The sequence below is a fragment of the Streptomyces sp. VNUA24 genome, assembly GCF_029167005.1.
Taxonomy (GTDB): domain Bacteria; phylum Actinomycetota; class Actinomycetes; order Streptomycetales; family Streptomycetaceae; genus Streptomyces; species Streptomyces scabiei.
On sequence record NZ_CP119143.1, the window covers coordinates 3963079 to 3984098 of the forward strand.

At 71.9% G+C, this 21020-nt stretch carries 20 protein-coding genes and 1 pseudogene; 14 read left to right on the top strand and 7 right to left on the bottom strand.

Features of this window, described 5'->3' with window-relative positions; all coding sequences use genetic code 11:
* Positions 1-127: 127 nt before the first annotated feature.
* Positions 128-331, top strand: a complete 204-nt coding sequence (locus PYR72_RS16495) for a hypothetical protein (RefSeq protein WP_275456051.1) — start codon at positions 128-130, stop codon at positions 329-331.
* A complete protein-coding gene (locus PYR72_RS16500; RefSeq protein ID WP_275456052.1) occupies positions 328-552 on the top strand; it encodes a hypothetical protein in 225 nt (74 codons plus the stop codon). Before PYR72_RS16495 ends, PYR72_RS16500 begins: the two co-directional genes overlap by 4 nt.
* 99 nt (positions 553-651) lie before the next feature.
* Here PYR72_RS16500 and PYR72_RS16505 read toward each other — a convergent pair.
* Together PYR72_RS16505 and PYR72_RS16510 are read right to left on the bottom strand one after the other, a co-directional pair.
* Positions 652-726, bottom strand: a pseudogene (locus PYR72_RS16505) (thiamine-binding protein); the annotation flags it as partial.
* Positions 723-1082, bottom strand: a complete 360-nt coding sequence (locus PYR72_RS16510; protein WP_275456053.1) for a DUF3817 domain-containing protein — start codon at positions 1080-1082, stop codon at positions 723-725. The pseudogene PYR72_RS16505 and the gene PYR72_RS16510, both read right to left, overlap by 4 nt.
* Positions 1083-1274: 192 nt before the next feature.
* Between PYR72_RS16510 and PYR72_RS16515 the strand changes: the two genes are divergently transcribed.
* From PYR72_RS16515 to PYR72_RS16530, 4 genes are all read left to right on the top strand, one after another.
* On the top strand, positions 1275-1907 hold the full coding sequence (locus tag PYR72_RS16515; protein WP_059083645.1) for an AIM24 family protein: 633 nt from the start codon (positions 1275-1277) through the stop codon (positions 1905-1907).
* 1 nt (position 1908) lies between these two features.
* Positions 1909-2559 (top strand): AIM24 family protein, encoded by a 651-nt coding sequence (locus tag PYR72_RS16520; RefSeq protein ID WP_013000620.1) that lies wholly within the window; start codon positions 1909-1911, stop codon positions 2557-2559.
* Positions 2560-2561: 2 nt separating this feature from the next.
* On the top strand, positions 2562-3359 hold the full coding sequence (locus tag PYR72_RS16525) for an AIM24 family protein (RefSeq protein ID WP_275460428.1): 798 nt from the start codon (positions 2562-2564) through the stop codon (positions 3357-3359).
* A 137-nt stretch (positions 3360-3496) separates the two neighbouring features.
* Positions 3497-3973: a MarR family transcriptional regulator gene (locus tag PYR72_RS16530; protein WP_013000622.1), complete on the top strand. Its 477-nt coding sequence runs from the start codon at positions 3497-3499 to the stop codon at positions 3971-3973.
* 32 nt (positions 3974-4005) lie between these two features.
* Here PYR72_RS16530 and PYR72_RS16535 read toward each other — a convergent pair whose 3' ends face one another.
* Positions 4006-5505, bottom strand: coding sequence for a HAMP domain-containing sensor histidine kinase (locus tag PYR72_RS16535; RefSeq protein WP_275456054.1), 1500 nt, complete (start codon positions 5503-5505; stop codon positions 4006-4008).
* Positions 5502-6170 carry a response regulator transcription factor gene (locus PYR72_RS16540; RefSeq protein ID WP_275456055.1) on the bottom strand — a complete coding sequence of 223 codons (669 nt, stop codon included), beginning with the start codon at positions 6168-6170 and terminating at the stop codon, positions 5502-5504. Before PYR72_RS16540 ends, PYR72_RS16535 begins: the two co-directional genes overlap by 4 nt.
* A 181-nt stretch (positions 6171-6351) precedes the next feature.
* Here PYR72_RS16540 and PYR72_RS16545 point away from each other — a divergent pair, with 181 nt between their 5' ends.
* Entirely contained in the window at positions 6352-7065 is a 714-nt protein-coding gene (locus PYR72_RS16545) for a PepSY domain-containing protein (protein WP_275456056.1), read from the top strand.
* A gap of 85 nt (positions 7066-7150) precedes the next feature.
* Here the strand turns inward: PYR72_RS16545 and PYR72_RS16550 are convergent, their stop codons facing one another.
* The 3 genes from PYR72_RS16550 to PYR72_RS16560 form a co-directional block, all read right to left on the bottom strand.
* Entirely contained in the window at positions 7151-8371 is a 1221-nt protein-coding gene (locus PYR72_RS16550) for an MFS transporter (RefSeq protein WP_275456057.1), read from the bottom strand.
* A gap of 238 nt (positions 8372-8609) precedes the next feature.
* A complete protein-coding gene (gene meaB, locus PYR72_RS16555) occupies positions 8610-9566 on the bottom strand; it encodes a methylmalonyl Co-A mutase-associated GTPase MeaB (protein ID WP_275456058.1) in 957 nt (318 codons plus the stop codon).
* A 36-nt stretch (positions 9567-9602) separates the two neighbouring features.
* Positions 9603-10805 (bottom strand): acetyl-CoA C-acetyltransferase, encoded by a 1203-nt coding sequence (locus PYR72_RS16560; RefSeq protein ID WP_275456059.1) that lies wholly within the window; start codon positions 10803-10805, stop codon positions 9603-9605.
* 152 nt (positions 10806-10957) lie between these two features.
* Here PYR72_RS16560 and mce point away from each other — a divergent pair, with 152 nt between their 5' ends.
* The 7 genes from mce (at position 10958) to PYR72_RS16595 (ending at position 21015) form a co-directional block, all read left to right on the top strand.
* Positions 10958-11398: a methylmalonyl-CoA epimerase gene (gene mce / locus PYR72_RS16565; RefSeq protein ID WP_013000629.1), complete on the top strand. Its 441-nt coding sequence runs from the start codon at positions 10958-10960 to the stop codon at positions 11396-11398.
* Positions 11399-11674: 276 nt separating this feature from the next.
* Positions 11675-15526, top strand: a complete 3852-nt coding sequence (scy, locus tag PYR72_RS16570) for a polarized growth protein Scy (protein WP_275456060.1) — start codon at positions 11675-11677, stop codon at positions 15524-15526.
* Positions 15527-15784: 258 nt separating this feature from the next.
* A complete protein-coding gene (locus PYR72_RS16575) occupies positions 15785-16723 on the top strand; it encodes a cellulose-binding protein (protein WP_013000631.1) in 939 nt (312 codons plus the stop codon).
* Between the two features lie 275 nt (positions 16724-16998).
* Positions 16999-17967 (top strand): ATP-binding cassette domain-containing protein, encoded by a 969-nt coding sequence (locus tag PYR72_RS16580; RefSeq protein WP_275456061.1) that lies wholly within the window; start codon positions 16999-17001, stop codon positions 17965-17967.
* A gap of 2 nt (positions 17968-17969) precedes the next feature.
* The gene (locus tag PYR72_RS16585) at positions 17970-18740 is read left to right on the top strand and encodes an ABC transporter permease (RefSeq protein WP_013000633.1); all 771 of its coding nucleotides are present in this window, start codon (positions 17970-17972) and stop codon (positions 18738-18740) included.
* Positions 18741-18910: 170 nt separating this feature from the next.
* A complete protein-coding gene (locus PYR72_RS16590; protein ID WP_275456062.1) occupies positions 18911-20152 on the top strand; it encodes an ABC transporter ATP-binding protein in 1242 nt (413 codons plus the stop codon).
* Complete coding sequence (locus PYR72_RS16595) at positions 20149-21015, top strand: ABC transporter permease subunit (RefSeq protein WP_275456063.1); 867 nt, start codon at positions 20149-20151, stop codon at positions 21013-21015. The genes PYR72_RS16590 and PYR72_RS16595 overlap by 4 nt, the downstream gene beginning before the upstream one ends.
* Positions 21016-21020 lie beyond the last annotated feature (5 nt).

Here is a 21020-nt window from a genome sequence, read left to right on the forward strand (position 1 = left end):
GGCATCACGTTGCCCTCGCTGCGTATGACCTGGCAGCCGTCACGTCCGGGCTGTCCCTGGTGGACATGGGGTGTGCCGACGCCGACACCGTGTCTAAATTGGCCGAAGGCATCCGTCGGGGGCACTCATGACAGTCCAGGACGCCCCTGAGGTCGGCAACGATCGCCTCGGCGTGGTCATGGGCTCAGAAAACCCGTACGTGCAACTCCGCCCGCCCGGTGGCGGCATCGAGTGGAACGCACCCCTGCAGGCCCTCAGAGAGGCCACAGTGTCCGACGAACTGCCCGTCAAGGTAGCCGAGGTGAACGCTTCCAGGAGGTGGGCGGGGTGAGGGCCGTCCTGCGTTACGTCAACCACACGATCCGGCACGCCCCGGAGGGTGGCGTCACGGCCGAGCTGTTCTGTGCCACGTACGAGTGCGCGGAATCGTCCGGCCCGCAGGGCGACCCGGACGACGCCCAGGACTGGGCGCTACGGCACACCGGACGCACCGGACACGAGCTGTTCCGGCGCGAGTTCACCGACCATGCCCGCGTGACCCGCGACGAGTAGAGCCCAGACCCGCTGAGCGACGGCGAGCAACACAGCTCGGCGGGTCGGCGCCCGGCCCCGTCCGCGCGCTCCTCCGAGGTGCACGGGGGCCCTTCACGTGCGGACGGCGTCGGCGACGTACTCGCCCACGTCCTCGCCGACACCCAGCGGGGTCACGGAGAAGGCGACGATCACGCTTTCACCGCTCCCTCGTCCTCGCCCTGCGCCCGGGCCGCGAGCGCCGCGCCGACCGCGCTCTCGGCCTCCTTGCGGAGCTTGCGGTCGGCGAAGAAGCCGCCGGTGGGCAGGACGGAGAGGGCGAAGTAGAGCGCGGCGGTCCTCAGCGGCCACTTGGTGCGGTTCCAGGCGTCGGCCCAGAACAGCAGGTAGAGCAGGAACAGGATGGCGTGGACCCAGCCCATCACCGGCACCGCGTTGAACTCGGTGGTGCGCTTGAGCACCGAGCAGACGAGCAGCAGCAGGAAGGAGACCGCCTCGGGGGCGGAGACGAGGCGCAGGCGGCGCAGGGCGGAGGCGGTCTGTATGTCCACGGGTCACCTTCGGTGAGGTCGGCGGGGCGAGTCGTCGCGGGGCCCGGCTGTCCCTTGTGAAAGGAAGCACAAGCGTCGTCCATTCTGGCATCCGTCAACCTACGGGTGCCCCCAGGGGTCCCCTCGGGGTCGAGATCCTCCTCAAGGGCCTGTCCTGTCCGGGCATCCGCCGGTTACCGTCCTCCCGTGGCAATGTTCCGACTTCAAGGCAGCAAAGTGCTGGCCGTCGACATGACCGGGGACGCCGTGAAGGCGAAGAACGGCTCGATGGTCGCCTACGACGGTCAGATGTCGTTCAAGAAGCTGAGCGGCGGCGGTGAGGGCCTGCGCGGGATGGTGACGCGCCGCCTCACGGGTGAACAGATGACGTTGATGGAGGTGACCGGACAGGGGACCTGCTGGTTCGCGGACCGGGCCTCCGAGATCAACCTGGTGAATCTTCAGGGGGACAAGCTGTACGTGGAGTCGAGCAATCTGCTCGCGACGGACTCCGGGCTGCGTACGGGCACGAGCTTCACGGGGCTGCGCGGCGCCTCGCAGGGCAACGGCCTGTTCACCACGACCATAGAGGGCCACGGCCAGGCGGCGATCATGTCCGACGGACCGGCGGTGGTGCTGCGGGTCAGTCACCAGTACCCGCTGACGGTCGACCCGGGGGCGTACATCGCGCACCAGGGCAACCTCCAGCAGTCCTTCCAGTCCGGTGTGACGTTCCGCACGCTCATGGGCGAGGGCGGCGGCGAGGCCTTCCAGATCCGCTTCGAGGGCGACGGACTCGTCTACGTCCAGCCCAGCGAGCGCAACACGGTGGCGGGGGACGTCTGACATGGCCTTCCGTGAGATCAACTCGAAGATGATCGAGGCGACCGTGATGCCGGGCCAGCGGCTGTTCAGCCAGCGCGGCGCGATGCTCGCCTACAAGGGCGAGGTGTCCTTCACCCCCAACATGCAGGGCGGCCAGGGCGGAATCGCCTCGATGATCGGCCGCCGGGTGGCCGGCGAGGCGACCCCGCTGATGACGGTCGAGGGCAGCGGCACGGTGCTGTTCGGGCACGGCGGCCACCACATCCAGGTGATCAGCCTGACCGGCGAGACGCTCTACGTGGAGGCCGACCGTCTGCTGGCCTTCGACGGCACCCTCCAGCAGGGCACGATGTTCATGGGCTCTCAGGGCGGCGTCATGGGCATGGTCCGGGGCCAGGTGACGGGCCAGGGCCTGTTCACCACCACCCTGAAGGGGCACGGCGCGGTCGCGGTCATGGCGCACGGCGGGGTCATCGAGGTCCCGATCACGCCCCAGCGCCCGGTCCATGTCGACCCGCAGGCGTACGTGGCGCACCACGGCGACGTACGCAACAAGCTCTCCACCGCGCTCGGCTGGCGCGACATGGTGGGCCGGGGCTCCGGCGAGGCGTTCCAGCTGGAGCTGAGCGGCAGTGGTGCGGTGTACGTCCAGGCCTCGGAGGAGAAGCTGTGAGCATGTACGGGGCCCCGGTCGCCGGACCGACCGTCCACGACCCGATGACGCTGCCGTCCGACGACAACGTCAACAACTACACCTTCTGCGTGGAGCTCAAGGGGAGCCAGTGGTTCCTGCAGAAGGGCAAGATGATCGCCTACTACGGCCAGATGGAGTTCAACGGCATCGGGCACGGCCGTCTGGGCGGTCTGGTCCGTACGTCGTTCCATTCGCCTCTGCACGCCAGCGACTGGGTCGTGGCCGAGGGATCGGGCAAGATGCTCCTCGCCGACCGGGCCTTCGACGTCAATTCGTATGACCTGGAGGACGGCAACCTGACCATTCGCTCCGGCAATCTCCTCGCTTTTCAGCCAAGTCTCGCGCTGAAGCAGTCGATCGTTCCGGGCTTCCTGACCCTCATCGGAACGGGCAAGTTCGTGGCGGCCTCCAACGGCCCGGTGGTGTTCATGGAACCCCCCATCCGGGTCGACCCGCAGGCCCTGGTCGGGTGGGCCGACTGCCCCTCGCCCTGCCACCACTACGACCACGGTTACATGGCGGGCGTGATGGGCGGCCTACGTGCGATGACGGGCATCGGCGGCGCCTCCGGCGAGGAGCACCAGTTCGAGTTCGTCGGGGCCGGCACGGTACTGCTGCAGTCCTCCGAGACCCTCATGGCGGAGCAGGCCACGGGCGTGGTCCCGCACGAGCCGGGCGTACCCGGTGGCGGTGGGGTACCCGGCCACCACGGACAGCCGATGGGGGCACCGCGCCTTCCCGGACAGCTGGGTGACCTCCAGCGTCGCTTCGGGCTGTGAGCGGTAGTCTGCGGAGTGTGACATCGAACGTGTGCGCGTTGTCATGCTCCACCCCCGTACGACCCGACCTGTCCGTACGACCGGAACCACCCCGCCCTCACTAGTTCGCCTTTCAACATTTTAGGTAGACTTCATTCATGGAGACCGAAACGGCCACGCGCTGGCTGACCGATGCGGAGCAGTGCGCCTGGCGCACCCATCTGGACGTCAACAGGCTGCTGACCCACCAGCTCGAAAGGGACCTGCAGCCGTTCGGCCTGACGATGAACGACTACGAGATCCTGGTGAACCTCTCCGAGTCGGAGGGCCGCCGGATGCGGATGAGCGACCTCGCCGCCGCCACCCTCCAGTCCAAGAGCCGCCTCTCGCACCAGATCACCCGCATGGAGAACGCGGACCTGGTGCGCCGGGAGAACTGCGAGTCCGACCGGCGCGGCCTGTTCGCCGTGCTGACGGAGCACGGCCTGGAGACGATGCGGCGGGTGGCACCGCATCATGTCGCCTCAGTGCGTCGGCACTTCATCGACCTGCTGCCCCAGGAGTCGCTGGACGACCTGCACCGGTCGCTGGGGCCGATCGCGGACCACCTGCGGAGCCACCGCGGCAGGCCCTGACCCGGTGACCGGGACGAGCCGGGGGCCGGGCGTCAGCCGCGGCCCCGGGACCGGCGCGACTGGCGACGCCCCCGCGGCGGATCCTCGGGTGTCGCCCCCCGCCCCGGTGTCTCCAGGGGCAGCCGCAGTTCGAACAGGGCTCCCCCGCCGGGCGCGTCCCCGACCGTCAGGGTCCCCGAGTGGCGTACGGCGATGTCCCGGGCGATGGCCAGGCCGAGGCCCGCGCCGCCGTCGTCCCTCGCCCGGGAGTCGTCCAGCCGGACGAAGCGCTCGAAGACGCGCTCACGGTCGGCCTCGGGAACTCCCGCCCCGTCGTCCGTGACCTGGAGGACCGCCCAGCCCGGGACGGTGCGCAGGGTGACCGCGACCCGGTCGCGGGCATGGCGGCGGGCGTTGTCCAGCAGGTTGCCGAGCACGCGGCGGATCTGGTTGCGCGAACCGTGCAGCTCCACCGGGCCGTCGCCGTCCAGGGCCACGCCCTCCCGGGACGCCACCTCGTCCCGTACGGCCTGCGCCAGGTCGAACCGCGCCTCCGGCGGCGGCCGCTCCCCCGCGTCCAGCCGGGCCAGCAGCAGCAGGTCGGCGGCGAGGCTCTGCAGCCGTACGGTGTCCTCGACCGCCCCCTCCAGGTCCAGCAGCTCCGGATGGGCCGCGCCCACTTCGAGCTGGGTGCGCAGCGACGCGATCGGGCTGCGCAGCTCGTGCGAGGCGTCCGCGACGAACGCCCGCTGCCGCTCCACCGAGGTCTCCAGCGCGGCCAGCGTCTCGTTCGTCGTACGCGCCAGGCGGGCGATCTCGTCGTGCGTGTCCGGCTCGGGCACGCGCCGGGAGAGATCCTCGGACGCGGTGATGGCGGCCATCTCCGACCTGATGTCCTCGACGGGACGCAGGGCCCGCCGGGTGACGACGTACGTCACCGCGCCGACCGTGAGCAGCAGCAGCGGCAGCCCGATGAGCATCGTCGTCAGCGCGGTGCCGACGGCGTCCTCCTCGGTGGCGAGCGGGGCGCCCGCGTAGACGGTGAGCGGGACGCCGGCGGGCGTGACCACGTCGACGGCGGCGAACCGGTAGTCGGCCGTCACCCCCTCGACGGTCGCGGTGCCCTCGCCGTACCAGGTCTCGTCGGCGACCTCGCGGGGGCCGAGCGTGCCCTCGTCCTCGGCGTCCCTGTCGCCCTCCGCGCGGTCGTCGGCGTCGTCGTTGGTCTCGGAGTTCAGCCGGTCCGAGGCGACGGCGGTCACGTTCATGGCCTCGACGTCCTCGCCGACCGCGACGGGCTTCTCCGCGCGGTCCAGCACCTCGACGGGGTTCTCGTCGCCGTCCGGCAGCCTCAGCTCGTCGTAGGCGAACCCGTTGGCCAGCGCCGAGGCGGCGTTGCGGGCCACGGAGTCGGCCTCGGTGTCCGCCTTGTCGACGAGGGAGAAGCGCAGGGAGAGCAGGACGGCGGCGCCCGCCGCGACCAGGGCGACGGCGACGACGACGGTCGCGGCGAGGGTGGCGCGGGCCCGCACCGAGCCCAGGCTGCGCTTCACGGGCGGGCCTCCAGCCGGTAGCCGGCGCCGCGCACGGTCTTGATGCGCGTGGGCCCGAGCTTGCGGCGCAGGGTGCTGATGTAGACCTCGACGATGTTCGGGTCGCCGTCGTAGGCGAAGTCCCAGACGTGCTCCAGGATCTCCGCCTTGGAGACGACCTCGCCGGCTCTGAGCACCAGCTGCTCCAGGACGGAGAACTCCTTGGTGGTCAGGGAGACCTCGTCCTCGGTGAGGAACACGCGGCGGGCGGCGGTGTCGAGCCTCAGCTCGCCGACCTCGTGCACGGGCGAGGCGCCGCCCGAGGCGTTGCGCCGCCGCAGCAGCGCCTTCACCCGGGCCACGAGGACGACGTAGGAGAACGGCTTGGTCAGATAGTCGTCGGCGCCCGTGTCGAGGCCCTCCGCCTCGTCGTACTCGCCGTCCTTGGCGGTGAGCATGAGGATCGGCACGTCGTGGCCGGCGGCGCGCAGGGCGGCGCACACGCGGTAGCCGTTCATGCCGGGCAGCATGATGTCGAGGATCACGAGGTCGTACGCCCCCTCGCTCGCGCGGTGCAGGCCCTCGACGCCGTCGTGGACGACGTCCACGGCGTATCCCTCGGCCGTCAGCCCCTTGGCCAGCGACACCGCGAGCCGCTTCTCATCTTCCACGATCAACAGGCGCATGCGTTCAGCTTGGCAAACCGAACCTGAAGCGGTCTTCAGGGGGCTTCAGGTCCGCTTCAGCGTCGCTCGGCCAGATTGGTTCCCGTCGAAAGCAGACGAGGCCGACGAGCCCGACAAGCCCGCTGCAACCGGCGACATCATCCGTTACTGGTCGCGGCCAGTCGCATCCTGGAGGAATCCCATGAAGCGCAACATCGTCATCGCCACCGTCACGGCCGTCGCCCTGATCGGCGGCGGCACCGCGACCGCCATCGCGGTCGCGGGTGACGACGAGGCGCCGGCCGGGAAGACCGTGTCGGTGTCGAACGACGACCGCGGCGACGACCGCGACGACGCCGACGACACCGCACAGGACAAGGCCGAGGACCGGGCCGAGGACAGGGCCGAGGACCAGGCCGCCCGCGACACGGACCAGGACGCCGAGGACAAGGCCGAGAACGCCGCCGAGGCCAAGGCCGGCCAGGTCACGGCCGCCGACGCGATCACGACGGCCCTGAAGGAGAAGGCCGGTACGGCGGTCTCCGCCGACCTCGACGACGAGGGCACGAACCTGGTGTGGGACGTCGACGTCCTGACCGACGGCGGCAACTGGTTCAGCGTCCAGGTCGACCCCCGCACCGGCAAGGTGCTCGGTTCGCACGCCGACCGGGACGACGACGGGGACGACGCCGCCGAGACCCGGCAGATCCGGGCCGCGCTGAAGGGCGCCTCGGTGACCGCCGCCGAGGCCGCCGAGGCCGCCGCCGCCAAGGGCACGGTGACCTCCGTCGACCTCGACGAGGAGAGCACGGACCGGGCCTGGGAGGTCGACACCACCGCCGCCGACGGCACCGGCAGCGACTGGCGGGTCGCCCTCGGCTCCGGCAAAGTCACCGCCGACCGCACCGAGGACTGACGTCCCGCCCCGCACCACGAGGCTTCCCCCTCCCCCCACACGCAGAGGCACCCGGCGCATGGCACCGGGTGCCTCTGCCGTCGTCTCAGGCCGCGGTGCCCGCCCCGGACAGCCCGAGACCGACGGCCGCCGCGGCGAGCAGGGCCGCGGCCCCCGCGAGGGCGAAGCCGAGGGCCGGGGAGAAGTGGGCCACCAAGAGGCCCGAGGCGGCCGCGCCCGCCGAGATACCGGCGTTCACGGCGGTGTTGACCCAGGCACCGGCCTGGGTGCGCGCGGTGGCCGGGGCGGCGGCGTCGGCGACGAGGTACGCCGTGGTCAGCGCCGGGGCGACGAAGAGACCGGCGCAGACCACGGCGCCGGTGAGCACGGCCAGGCCCGGGGCGAGCCCGGCACCGGCGAGCGCGAGGCCTAGGCCCGCCGTCAGCAGGCAGAGCCGCACACGGGCACCGGAGCGCCAGTCGACCGCGCCGTACACCAGGCCGCCCACCGCGCTCCCGGCGGACAGCGCGGCGAAGATCCAGGCCACGACGGTGTCCCCGCGCCCGTGGTGCTCGGCGAACGCCAGCACCAGCAGGTCCAGCGCGCCGATCGACAGTCCGACCCCGGCGGCCGCGACGACCGGCGGCACGATCCCGGTCACCGTGCGCGGCTTCCGTTCCCGGGCCCCCTTTTCCGGCTCCGGCGCGCGCCCCGGCGTGCGTGCCACGGCCGGAGAGGTCACGAAGCCGAACGTCCCGGTCACGACCAGCAGCGCCCCCACGGCCAGGGCGGCGGCCGGGGAGGCGACCTGCACGATCACGCCCACCACCAGCGGCCCCGACACGAACAGCAGTTCCTCCGCGACCCCGTCGAGGCTGTACGCGCGCCGCTGCAGTCCCTCGTCCGAGGCGGTGAGTTCGCTCCACACCGTCCGCATCGTCGGTCCGAGCGGCGGCGTACAGGCCCCCGCCGCCGCGGCGACGGTCCCCAGCAGCGCCCCGGACGCCCCCGGATGCCGGCTCGCCCCGGCCAGCGCGCCGAGCAGCAGGGCGTACAGCGAGGCCATCGGCAGCAGCGCGCGGCGGGGGCCGTACCGGTCGACGAGCGCCGCCCGCGCGGGTGACAGCAGGACACTGGTGGCCCCGAACAGGGCCAGCACCGTGCCGGCGACGGCGTACGACCCCGTCGTCCGGGACACGGCGAGCAGCACGGCGACGGACACCATGCCGTAGGAGAGCCGGCCGACGAGTACGGCGGCGAAGGTGCGGCGGGCGTACGGGATGCGGAGCACCGAGGCGTACGACGGCCGCGGAATGGTCGCGGACATGCGAAAGGTTCCTCACTCGGAGGCGAAAAGGGGGACACCGATGTCCCGCGCGGCGACGACACGTCGCCCGCGGAAGGGTCCGCCTCTACGCACGAAGAAGGAACATGCGGCCAAGCTAGCAGCCGGCGAAGGACCTTGGGGGCGAAGGTCCGATGGCGGGTGCGGGTGGGCGGGGGCCGGTCGCGCAGTGCCCCGCGCCCACCCGCACCCGAAAACGCACCTCCCGCCAGCCCCCCCGTCAGCCCGCTGTCAGCCCCGCCATCAGCTCGTCCGCCGCCCGGTAAGGATCGAGCTCCCCCGCCACGATCCGCTCGGCCAGCGAGGACAGCCGCCGGTCACCGTGCAGGTCCGCGATCCGCGATCGCAGCGCCGTGACCGCGATGGCCTCCACCTCACGAGAGGCCCGCACGCGCCGCCGCTCGGCCAGCACCCCCCGCTCCTCCATCCACGCCCGATGCTTCTCCAGCGCCGCCACGAGCTCGTCGATCCCCTCACCCCGCGCCGCCACCGTCTTGACGATCGGGGGCCGCCAGTCCCCCGGCTTCCGGGACTCCCCCAGCCCCAGCATGTGGTTCAGCTCGCGCGCGGTCGCGTCGGCGCCGTCCCGGTCGGCCTTGTTGACGACGTAGACGTCGCCGATCTCCAGGATCCCGGCCTTGGCGGCCTGGATGCCGTCCCCCATCCCGGGGGCGAGCAGCACCACGGACGTGTCCGCCTGGGAGGCGATCTCCACCTCGGACTGTCCGACCCCGACCGTCTCGACCAGGATCACGTCACAGCCCGCCGCGTCCAGCACCCGGATCGCCTGCGGGGCGGCCCACGCCAGACCCCCCAGATGCCCCCGTGTCGCCATCGAACGGATGTACACCCCGGGGTCGGAGGCATGGTCCGACATCCGCACCCGGTCCCCGAGCAGCGCGCCCCCGCTGAAGGGCGAGGAGGGGTCCACCGCCAGCACCCCGACCCGCTTCCCGACCCTGCGGTACGCGGTCACCAGCGCCGAGGTGGACGTGGACTTGCCGACGCCGGGCGAGCCGGTGAGGCCGACGACGTACGCCCCGCCCGTGAGCGGGGCCAGCTCCGCCATGACCTCACGGAGCTGCGGGGACGCCCCCTCCACCAGGGAGATCAGCCGGGCCACGGCCCGCGGCCGGCCTTCCCTGGCCTGGGTCACCAGGGTGGAGACGTCCTGCATCACAGCTCCGTTCACGAAGAAGGCCCCGCCGGGGACTCAGGCCCTGGGCACCCGCACGACCAGCGCGTCACCCTGTCCGCCGCCGCCGCACAGCGCGGCCGCGCCGACACCGCCGCCGCGCCGCTTCAGCTCCAGGGCCAGGTGCAGGACGAGTCGGGCGCCGGACATGCCGATGGGGTGCCCGAGGGCGATCGCGCCCCCGTTGACGTTCACCTTTTCGGGGGAAACGCCGAGGTCCTTCATTGACTGCACGGCGACCGCGGCGAACGCCTCGTTGATCTCGATCAGGTCGAGGTCGGCGACGTCCAGGCCGTCCTTCTTCAGGGCGTGCAGGATCGCGTTCGAGGGCTGCGACTGCAGGGAGTTGTCCGGGCCCGCGACGTTGCCGTGCGCGCCGATCTCGGCCAGCCAGGTCAGACCCAGCTCCTGCGCCTTCTCCTTGCTCATGACGACCACGGCCGCCGCGCCGTCGGAGATCTGCGAGGCGGAGCCGGCCGTGATCGTGCCGTCCTTGGCGAAGGCCGGCCGCAGCTTGGCCAGGGACTCGGCGGTGGTCTCACCGCGGATGCCCTCGTCCTGGCTGAAAAGGACCGGCTCGCCCTTGCGCTGCGGGATCTCGACCGGCGTGATCTCCGCCTCGAAGAGGCCGTTCTTCTGGGCGGCGGCGGCCCGCTGGTGGGACTGGGCGGCGATCTCGTCCTGCTCGGGGCGCAGGATGCCGAGGCGCGTGTTGTGCTTCTCGGTGGACTCGCCCATGGCGATGTTCTCGAAGGAGTCCGTGAGCCCGTCGTGCGCCATCGCGTCGAGCATCTGGATCGCCCCGTACTTGTAGCCCTCACGGGACTTCGGGAGCAGGTGGGGGGCGTTCGTCATGGACTCCTGGCCGCCGGCCACGACCACGTCGAACTCGCCGGCGCGGATCAGCTGGTCCGCGAGCGCGATGGCGTCGAGGCCCGACAGACACACCTTGTTGATCGTCAGCGCGGGCACGTTCATGGGGATGCCGGCCTTGACCGCGGCCTGGCGCGCCGGGATCTGCCCCGCCCCGGCCTGGAGCACCTGGCCCATGATCACGTACTGCACCTGGTCGCCGCCGATGCCCGCGCGGTCGAGGGCGGCCTTGATCGCGAATCCGCCGAGGTCGGCTCCGGAGAAGGACTTCAGCGAGCCGAGCAGTCGTCCCATGGGCGTACGGGCGCCCGCGACGATCACCGAGGTCCTGCCGTTCGTTCCAGTCATGAGGTGCGATCCCCTTCCAGCCTGCACGGCCGAGAAGTGAGTGAACGAGGGTTTACTTCGAATGTACTGAGTGGCACTCCGTGCCGTCACCGGGCTGTCGGTGTGATCGCGCGCACGTTGCGTAACCGGCGCCGGGGCGCTGCACTGACACCATGCTGACGCGAATCGACCACATCGGAATCGCCTGTTTCGACCTGGACAGGACCGTCGAGTTCTACCGGGCCACCTACGGCTTCGAGGTGTACCACTCCGAGGTCAACGAGGAGCAGGGCGTGCGCGAGGCCATGCTCAGGATCAACAGCACGGACGACGGCGGCGCCTCCTACCTGCAGCTCCTGGAGCCCACCCGCGAGGACTCCACCGTCGCGAAGTGGCTGGCCAAGAACGGCGAGGGCGTCCACCACATCGCCTTCGGCACGGCGGACGTGGACGGCGAGGCGGCCGCGATCAAGGACAAGGGCGTACGCGTCCTGTACGAGGAGCCGCGAGTCGGTTCCATGGGGTCACGGATCACGTTTCTGCACCCCAAGGATTGCCATGGCGTACTGACAGAACTGGTCACTTCGGCGCCAGTTGAGTCACCTGAGCACTGACCCCCGTACATATGGGCCGGTAGGGTTGGGGTCGGCCGTCGCCTTCGAGGGGGACGGCCCGGGTTCCGCCGCCTTCCGACGAGCGGGATCCAAGGGCACCGCGGCGATCCACCAGCGGCTGTCCGAGGGCCGGGGTCCAGGTTTCGGGGGACGAGGGTGAGGGCGGCAGCCCGTGCTCCGCCGTTGATCTGACACCATTCCCCGGGGGCCCCGTTCGGCGGTTGGACGGAGCTCGTTTGCCAGAGGTTGCGACCAGGGGACGGATGGGACCGCGCAGTGCGGGGCTACGAACGCCAGGAGCGAGAGCCGGCGGCTGACGTCGACCACCTCTCTCGGTTCGAGGCCGAGATGGAGCGGCTGAAGACCGAGCGGGAAAAGGCGATCCAGCACGCCGAGGACCTCGGCTACCAGGTCGAGGTGCTGCGCGCCAAGCTGCACGAGGCGCGCCGCACCCTCATGTCCCGGCCCGCCTACGACACCGGGGGCGACCTCGGGTACCAGGCCGAGCAGATGCTCCGCCAGGCCCAGATGCAGGCCGACCAGCTGCGCACGGACGCCGAGCGCGAGCTGAGCCAGGCCCGGGCGCAGACCCAGCGCATCCTCCAGGAGCACGCCGAGCAGGCCGCGCGCCTCCAGGCGGAGCTGCACCAGGAGGCGGTCACCCGTCGCCAGCAGCTCGACCAGGAGCTGTCCGAGCGCCGCCAGACGGTCGAGTCGCACGTCAACGAGAACGTGGCGTGGGCCGAACAGCTGCGCGCCCGCAGCGAGGCCCAGGCCCGTCGGCTCGTCGACGAGTCCCGCGCGGAGGCCGAACAGGCGCTGGCCGCCGCCCGCGCCGAGGCGGAACGGCTCGCCACCGAGGCCCGCCAGCGGCTGCAGAGCGACGCCGAGGCCGCCCGCGGCGAGGCCGACCAGATCCTGCGCCGGGCCCGCGCCGAGGCGGAGCGGCTGCTGAACGCGGCCTCCACCCAGGCGCAGGAGGCCACCGAGCACGCCGAGCAGCTGCGCACCTCCACCGCCACCGAGTCGGACTCCGCCCGCCGCCAGGCGTCCGAGCTGAGCCGGACCGCCGAGCAGCGGATGGCGGAGGCGGAGACGGCGCTGCGCGAGGCCCGCGCCGAGGCCGAGAAGCTGGTCACGGAGGCGAAGGAGAACGCGGCCAAGTCCGTCGCCGGCGCCGAGTCGACCAACGAGCAGCGCACGCGGACGGCCAAGGAGCAGGTCGCCCGGCTGGTCGAGGAGGCCACGAAGGAGGCCGAGGCCACCAAGGCGTCCGCCGAGGAGGTGGTCGCCGACGCCAAGGCCCAGGCCGAGAAGATCGTCGCCGAGGCCTCCGAGAAGGCCCGCTCGATCACCGCGGAGGAGTCCGCCTCCGCCCTCGCCAAGACCGCCAAGACCGCCGAGGACGTGCTGAACAAGGCGTCCGAGGAGGCCCGCAGCACCACCAAGGCCGCCATAGAGGAGGCCGAGCGCATCCGCGCCGAGGCCGAGGCCGAGGCGGACCGGCTGCGCGCCGAGGCGCACGACCTCGCCGAACAGCTCAAGGGCACGGCGAAGGACGACACCGAGGAGTACCGCGCCAAGACGGTCGAGCTGCAGGAGGAGGCGCGCCGGCTGCGCGGCGAGGCCGAGCAGCTGCGCTCCGACGCGGTCGCCGAGGGCGAGCGGATCCGCTCCGAGGCCCGGCGCGAGGCCGTCCAGCAGATCGAGGAGGCGGCCAAGACCGCCGAGGAGCTGCTCGCCAAGGCCCGCACGGACGCCGACGAGCTGCGGCAGAGCGCCACCGCGGACAGCGAGAAGGTCCGCACCGAAGCCATCGAACGCGCGTCCACGCTGCGCCGCCAGGCCGAGGAGACCCTAGAGCGCACCCGCAAGGAGGCCGAGCGCTATCGCGCCGAGGCCGCCGAGCAGACCGAGGAGCTGAAGGCCGAGGCCGAGCGCGCCGCCGCCGAGCTGCGCGAGGAGACCGAGCGGGGCGTCGAGGCCCGCAAGGCCGAGGCGGCCGAGGAGCTGACCCGGCTGCACACCGAGGCCGAGAGCCGGCTGGCCTCCGCCGAGGAGGCGCTCACCGACGCCCGTGCCGAGGCCGAGCGGATCCGCCGCGAGGCGGGCGAGGAGAGCGACCGGCTGCGCTCCGAGGCGGCCGAGCGCATCCGTACGCTCCAGGCGCAGGCCGCGGCCGAGGCCGAGCGGCTGCGTGACGAGGCCGCCGCCGACGCGTCCGCGTCCCGCGCCGAGGGCGAGTCCGTCGCCGTACGGCTGCGGTCGGAGGCCGCGGCCGAGGCGGAGCGGCTGAAGTCCGAGGCGAAGGACACCGCCGACCGGGTACGTGCGGAGGCTCAGGCCGCGGCCGAGCGGCTCGCCACGGAGGCGTCCGAGACCCTGGCCGCCGCGCAGGAGGAGGCCGCCCGGCGCCGCCGCGAGGCCGAGGAGCTGCTCGGCGCGGCCCGGCAGGAGGCCGACCAGGAGCGTCGTCGGGCCCGCGAGCAGAGCGAGGAGCTGCTGGCCTCGGCGCGCACCCGGGTGGAGGAGGCGCAGGCCGAGGCCGTACGGCTGGTCGAGGAGGCCGAGCGGCGCGCCGGCGAGATGGTGTCGGCGGCCGAGACGCACGCCCAGCAGGTCCGGGAGTCCGTCGCCGGGCTGCACGAGCAGGCCCAGGAGGAGATCGCCGGGCTGCGCAACACCGCCGAGCACGTGGTGGACCGGATGCGCAGGGAGGCGGAGGAGGAGTCGGACCGGGTCCGCGCCGACGCCTACGCCGAGCGCGAGCGGGCCGCCGAGGACGCGGGCCGGGTCCGCCGTGAGGCGCGGGACGAGACGGAGGCCGCCAAGGCGCTCGCCGAGCGCACGGTCGCGGAGGCCATCGGCGAGGCGGAGCGCATCCGTTCGGAGGCGTCCGAGCACGCCCAGCGGGTCCGTACGGAGGCGTCGGACGCCATCGCGCGGGCCGACCAGGACGCCTCGCGCACCCGCGCGGAGGCCCGCGACGACGCCAACCGCATGCGGTCGGACGCGGCCACCCAGGCCGACACCCTCATCACCGAGGTGACGGCCGAGGCGGAGCGGCTGACGCGGGAGACCAACGAGGAGGCCGAGCGCGTACGGGCCGAGTCCGTCGCCCAGGCCGACCGGCTGATCGGCGAGGCCACCGACGAGGCCGAGCGGCTGCGGGCCGAGGCCGCCGAGACGGTGGGCTCCGCGCAGGCGCACGCCGAGCGGGTGCGGGCCGACGCCGAGCGCGCGCGGGCCGAGGCGGAGGCGGAGGCCGACCGGCTCATGGCGCACGCCCGCGAGGAGGCCGACAACACGCTCGACGCGGCCCGCAAGGACGCCAACAAGCGGCGCTCCGAGGCCGCCGAGCAGGTCGACACGCTCATCACGGAGACGGCGGCCGAGGCCGACAAGCTGCTCGCCGAGGCGCAGTCGCAGGCCCTGAAGACCACCGCGGACGCCGAGGGGCAGGCCGACTCCATGGTCGGGGCGGCCCGCAAGGAGGCCGACCGGCTGGTCGCCGAGGCGACCGTCGAGGGCAACTCCACGGTGGAGAAGGCCCGTACGGACGCCGACGAGCTGCTGGTCGGGGCGCGCCGGGACGCGACCGCGATAAGGGAGCGGGCCGAGGAGCTGCGGGACCGCATCACCGCCGAGATCGAGGCGCTGCACACGCGGGCCCGCCGTGAGGCCGCCGAGACGATGAAATCGACCGGTGACCGTTGTGACGCGTTGATCAAAGCCGCCGAGGAGCAGTTGGAGAAGGCGACGTCGAAGGCCAAGGAGATCGTTTCCGAGGCCAACTCCGAAGCCGGCAAGGTCCGTATCGCGGCGGTGAAGAAGGCCGAGGGTCTCCTGAAGGAGGCCGAGCAGAAGAAGTCCACGCTCGTCCGTGAGGCCGAGGAGCTGAAGGCCGAGGCGATCCGCGAGGCGCGCCGCACGGTCGAGGAGGGCAAGCGCGAGCTGGAGGTGCTGGTCCGGCGCCGCGAGGACATCAATGCCGAGATCTCCCGTGTCCAGGACGTCCTGGTGGCGTTGGAGTCTTTTGAGGCCCCGTCGGGCGGCAAGGACGGTGGAGTCAAGACGGGTGCCACGGCGGGTGCGACTCGTTCGGGTGGCAAGTCGTCAGACGGCTAGCGGTGCGGGGGCGTTGCGGGTATCTTCCCGCTCCGCCTCAAGCCCTACGGACACCATTTTGTGCCCGTTCTGTGCTTGCCATCTGTGCCGTCTGTGCTTTCAGGGCCTTTACGCAAAGTTTCTGGCAAGTATTCCGATGGTCGGCCACTCAAAAGGGGTGTCATTCTCCAGATCAAACGTGCATCTGCTCGATGACACGCCGCTTCGCCCCCTAGGATTCCACCTATCACCTCACCGGTCTCATTCGACAGGAACCCCATGAGCGACACTTCCCCCTACGGCTTCGAGCTTGTGCGGCGTGGATACGACCGCGCTCAGGTGGACGAACGTATCTCCAAGCTCGTCTCCGACCGTGACTCCGCGCTCGCCCGCATCACCGCTCTGGAGAAGCGCATCGAGGAGCTCCACCTCGAGACGCAGAACGCCCAGGCCGCGGTGACCGACGCCGAGCCGTCCTACGCCGGTCTCGGCGCGCGCGTCGAGAAGATCCTCCGCCTCGCCGAGGAGGAGGCGAAGGACCTGCGCGAGGAGGCCCGCCGCGCCGCCGAGCAGCACCGCGAGCTCGCCGAGTCGGCGGCCCAGCAGGTGCGCAACGACGCGGAGTCCTTCTCCGCGGAGCGCAAGGCCAAGGCGGAGGACGAGGGCGTCCGGATCGTCGAGAAGGCCAAGAGCGACGCCTCGCAGCTGCGCGCCGAGGCGCAGAAGGACGCGCAGTCCAAGCGCGAGGAGGCGGACGCCCTCTTCGAGGAGACCCGCGCCAAGGCCGCCCAGGCCGCCGCCGACTTCGAGACGAACCTCGCCAAGCGCCGCGAGCAGTCCGAGCGGGACCTGGCATCGCGTCAGCAGAAGGCGGAGAAGCGTCTCGCCGAGATCGAGCACCGCGCCGAGCAGCTCCGCCTGGAGGCCGAGAAGCTGCGCACCGACGCCGAGCGCCGCGCCCGCCAGACGGTGGAGACCGCGCAGCGTCAGGCCGAGGACATCGTCGCGGACGCGAACGCCAAGGCCGACCGGATCCGTTCGGAATCCGAGCGCGAGCTGGCGGCGCTCACCAACCGCCGCGACTCGATCAACGCCCAGCTGACGAACGTGCGCGAGATGCTGGCGACCCTCACGGGTGCGGCCGTCGCCGCGGCCGGCACGCCGGTCACCGACGACGAGCCGATCTCCCGCGGGGTTCCGGCGCAGCAGTCCCGGTGACCCTGTCACCCTGACGGCACCGGCCGGACGAGGCACCATCGGGCCCGCGTCTCCCCTCCGGGGGGGCGCGGGCCTTCGGTGTGCCGGGGGTGGCGACGGGGCCGTCCGGCCGGGTGGCCGGGTGGCCGGGTGCCTCATAGCTCGGGGGCTTCCCTGGTGACGCGGCTGCCGGCCGTGTGGGGTTGTTCGCGCAGTTCCCCGCGCCCCTGAGGGGATGACCGGCAGTCACCAGTGCTCCGGTGGCAGGCCACCGGGCCCCGTTCTAGCGTGGCCGCATGATCGAGCTGGACGGGCTGACCAAGCGGTACGGCGAGAAGGTGGCGGTGAACAACCTGACCTTCGCCGTGCGGCCCGGGATGGTGACCGGCTTCCTCGGGCCGAACGGGGCCGGCAAGTCGACGACCATGCGCATGATCCTGGGGCTGGACCGGCCCACCGCGGGGGACGTCCGGATCGACGGCACGCACTACGCGGGCCTGCGGGACCCGCTGACGTACATCGGCGCGCTGCTGGACGCCAAGGCCGTGCACGGCGGCCGCAGCGCCTTCAACCACCTGCTCTGCCTGGCCGAGAGCAACGGCATCCCCCGGGCCCGGGTGCACGAGGTCCTGGACACGGTCGGGCTCACCACGGTCGCCCGGAAGAAGGCCAAGGGCTTCTCGCTCGGCATGGGGCAGCGGCTCGGGATCGCCGGCGCGCTGCTCGGCGACCCGCGGATCCTGATGTTCGACGAGCCGGTCAACGGCCTCGACCCCGAGGGCATCCACTGGATCCGGAATCTGATGAAGTCCCTCGCGGCCCAGGGGCGGACCGTGTTCGTGTCCTCGCATCTGATGAGCGAGATGGCGCTGACCGCCGACCACCTCGTCGTCATCGGGCAGGGGCGGCTGCTCGCGGACACCTCCATGGCGGAGTTCATCCGGCAGAACTCACGCGCGTACGTACGCATTCGCACACCGCAGCGGGAGCGGCTGCTCGACGTGCTGCACGCGGTCGGCACGACGGTCGTGGAGAGCGGCAACGGGGCGCTGGAGGTGGACGGCGGGAAACCCGAGGAGATCGGTGAGCTGGCCGCCCAGCACCGGATCGTGCTGCACGAGCTGAGCCCCCAGCAGGCGTCGCTGGAGGAGGCGTTCATGCAGCTGACGGCCGAGTCGGTGGAGTACCACGCGCACGACGGCACCCCGGTGGCGCAACCGGCACCCGTCCCCGGCTGGGGCGGCTCCTGGAAGCGGGAGGGCTGACGATGGCCGTCACCCAGGTGGTCCGCTCGGAATGGACGAAGATCCGGTCGGTGGCGTCCACGGTGTGGACGCTGTCGCTGGCCGGGGTCGTCACGATCGCGCTCGGCGTGCTGATCTCGCTGCTGTCGAAGAACGAGTTCGACAACCTGAGCCGCCGGGACCGGCTGTCGTTCGACCCGACGTTCATCAGCTTCGCGGGGATGACCCTCGGGCAGCTGGCGATGATCGTGTTCGGGGTGCTGGTGGTGTCGAACGAGTACAGCACCGGCATGATCCGGACCTCGCTGGCCGCCGTGCCGCAGCGCGGCACCTTCCTCTTCGGCAAGATCGCGGTGGCCACCGCCCTCGCCTTCGCGGTGGGGCTCGCGACCAGCTTCGTGACGTTCTTCCTGGGGCAGGCGATGCTCGGTCCGCACCGCGCCGGGATCGACGACCCGGGCGTCCTGCGCGCGGTCTTCGGCGGCGGCCTCTACATGACCCTCATCGCCGTGTTCTCCATGGGGGTGGCGGCGATGCTCCGCAGCCCGATGCTGTCCCTCGGCATCCTGATGCCGTTCTTCTTCCTGATCTCCAACATCCTGGGCAACGTCGGCGCCACCGAGAAGGCCGGCCGGTACCTGCCCGACCAGGCCGGCAGCAGGATCATGCAGGTGGTGACCCCCGTGGACGACGACACGCCGTACGGGCCCTGGGGCGGTCTCGCCATCATGGCGCTGTGGGTGGCGGCGGCCCTGCTCGGCGGATACCTGATGCTGAAGCGGCGCGACGCATGAGCGGGAGCCTGACCAGCGGTTACGTACATGCCAAAGCAAGGGGCGCGTGACCTGCGAGGTTTTACCTGCTCTTGGGTGGAACCGTCAGCGTCCCGATAAGCTCCTAATCCTTACGGGGGCGTGCGCCCCGACGTCCTGAGACGTCCTGAACCGTTCGATGGGTGCGGAGCATGATCGAGGCAGTCGGCCTGACGAAGCGCTACGGCGCCAAGACGGCCGTGTACAACCTTTCCTTCCAGGTGCGGCCGGGGGCCGTCACCGGCTTCCTGGGGCCCAACGGCTCCGGGAAGTCGACGACGATGCGCATGATCCTCGGCCTGGACAATCCCACCTCCGGGCAGGTGACGATCGGCGGCTATCCGTACCGCAAGCTGCCGAACGCGGCCCGGCAGGTCGGCGCGCTCCTCGACGCCAAGGCGGTGCACGGCGGCCGGCACGCCCGTAACCACCTGCTGTCCCTGGCCCAGCTGTCCGGCATCCCGGCCCGCCGGGTGGACGAGGTGCTCGGTGTCGTCGGTCTGCAGGACGTGGCCAAGAAGCGTTCCAAGGGCTTCTCCCTGGGCATGGGCCAGCGGCTCGGCATCGCCGCCGCGCTGCTCGGCGACCCGCAGGTGCTCCTCTTCGACGAGCCGGTCAACGGCCTCGACCCCGAGGGCATCCTCTGGGTCCGCAACCTGATGAAGGCGCTCGCCGCCGAGGGCCGTACGGTCTTCGTCTCCTCGCACCTGATGAGCGAGATGGCGCTGACCGCCGACCACCTCATCGTGATCGGGCGCGGGCAGCTGCTCTCCGACATGAGCATCAAGGACTTCATCTCGGCGAACTCCGCCGACTTCGCGCGCGTACGGACTCCGGACGCCGAGCCGCAGCAGCGCGAGAAGCTGACGGCCGCGCTGACCGAGGCGGGCGGCCAGGTGCTGCCCGAGCAGGACGGGGCGCTGCGGGTCATGGGGCTGCCGCTGCCCCGCATCAGCGATCTCGCGCACGGCGCCGACGTGCGCCTGTGGGAGCTGTCGCCGCACCAGGCGTCGCTGGAGGAGGCGTACATGCGGATGACGCAGGGCGCCGTCGACTACCGCTCGACCATCGACCAGAAGGCCGGTCTGCAGCAGCCGCTGCCGCCCGGCGCGCAGCCGCCGATGCCGGTGCCCGGACAGGGCCAGCCGGGCTGGTACGCCCCGCCGGCACCGCAGCCGGGTCAGCCGTACGCGCCGCAGGGCCACCCGGCCCCGCCGGCCGGCCCCTACGGGGCTCCGGCGCCCGCGGCCCCGGCTCCCGGGCAGCCCCAGCCGAACCCGTACGCCCAGGCCGCCCCGCCGGCCCCCGCGCAGCCCGCCGCCGCGCCGGCCCCCGCCGCGGCCGCCTCCGCCGCGCCCGCCGCCGACCTGACGAAGTCCGAGGACGCCCGATGAGCACGCCCCAGCCGCCCCTCACGCAAGCGCCGCCCGCCCCCCAGTGGCAGGGCGCGCCGGGCACGTCGTACACCTCGCCGATCCCGGTGGTGCGCACGCACCTCGGGCACGCGATCGCCTCCGAGTGGACGAAGATCAAGTCGGTCCGCTCCACGATCTGGACACTCGGCGTCTTCGTCGTCCTGGTGATCGGCCTGGGTCTGCTCTTCGCCCTGATCGCCGCCTCCGCGGACATGAACCTGGAGGGCGAGTCCCCGCTGGGCCTCGGCCTGTTCGGCGTCATGATCGGCAGCGTCTGCATCCTCACGCTCGGGGTGCTGACCACCGCCTCCGAATACGGCACGGGGATGATCCGGACCACGATGACCGCGTGCCCGAGCCGCGGCCGGGTCCTGGCCGCGAAGGCCATCGTGTTCTTCGCCCTCACCTTCACGGTCACGGTGGTCACCACGGCCTTCGTCGGCTTCGCGCAGGTGGCGATCCTGGAGGGCAACGGCGTCACGAGCCCCGACGGCGGCGAGTGGTTCAAGGGCACGGTCGGTGTGAGCCTGTACCTCGCGCTGTTCGGGCTGCTGGCGCTGCTGACGGGTTCGCTGATCCGGCATTCGGCGGGTGCGATCACCCTGATGCTCGGCGTCTTCCTCGCCCCGCTGGTCATCGCGATCTTCATGTTCTCGGAGTCACTGAGGGACGTCCAGGAGTTCTTGCTGGAGTACTCGATCCCCAGCCAGCTCAGCGTCTTCTACGGCGCGGAGATCAGCCAGTCCGGCCCGTCCGGCTGGGAGCCCCTGTGGATCATGCTCGCGCTGGCGGGGGTGGCGTTCGTGGGCGCGTACGCCCTGCTGGAGAAGCGGGACGTCTGACCTTC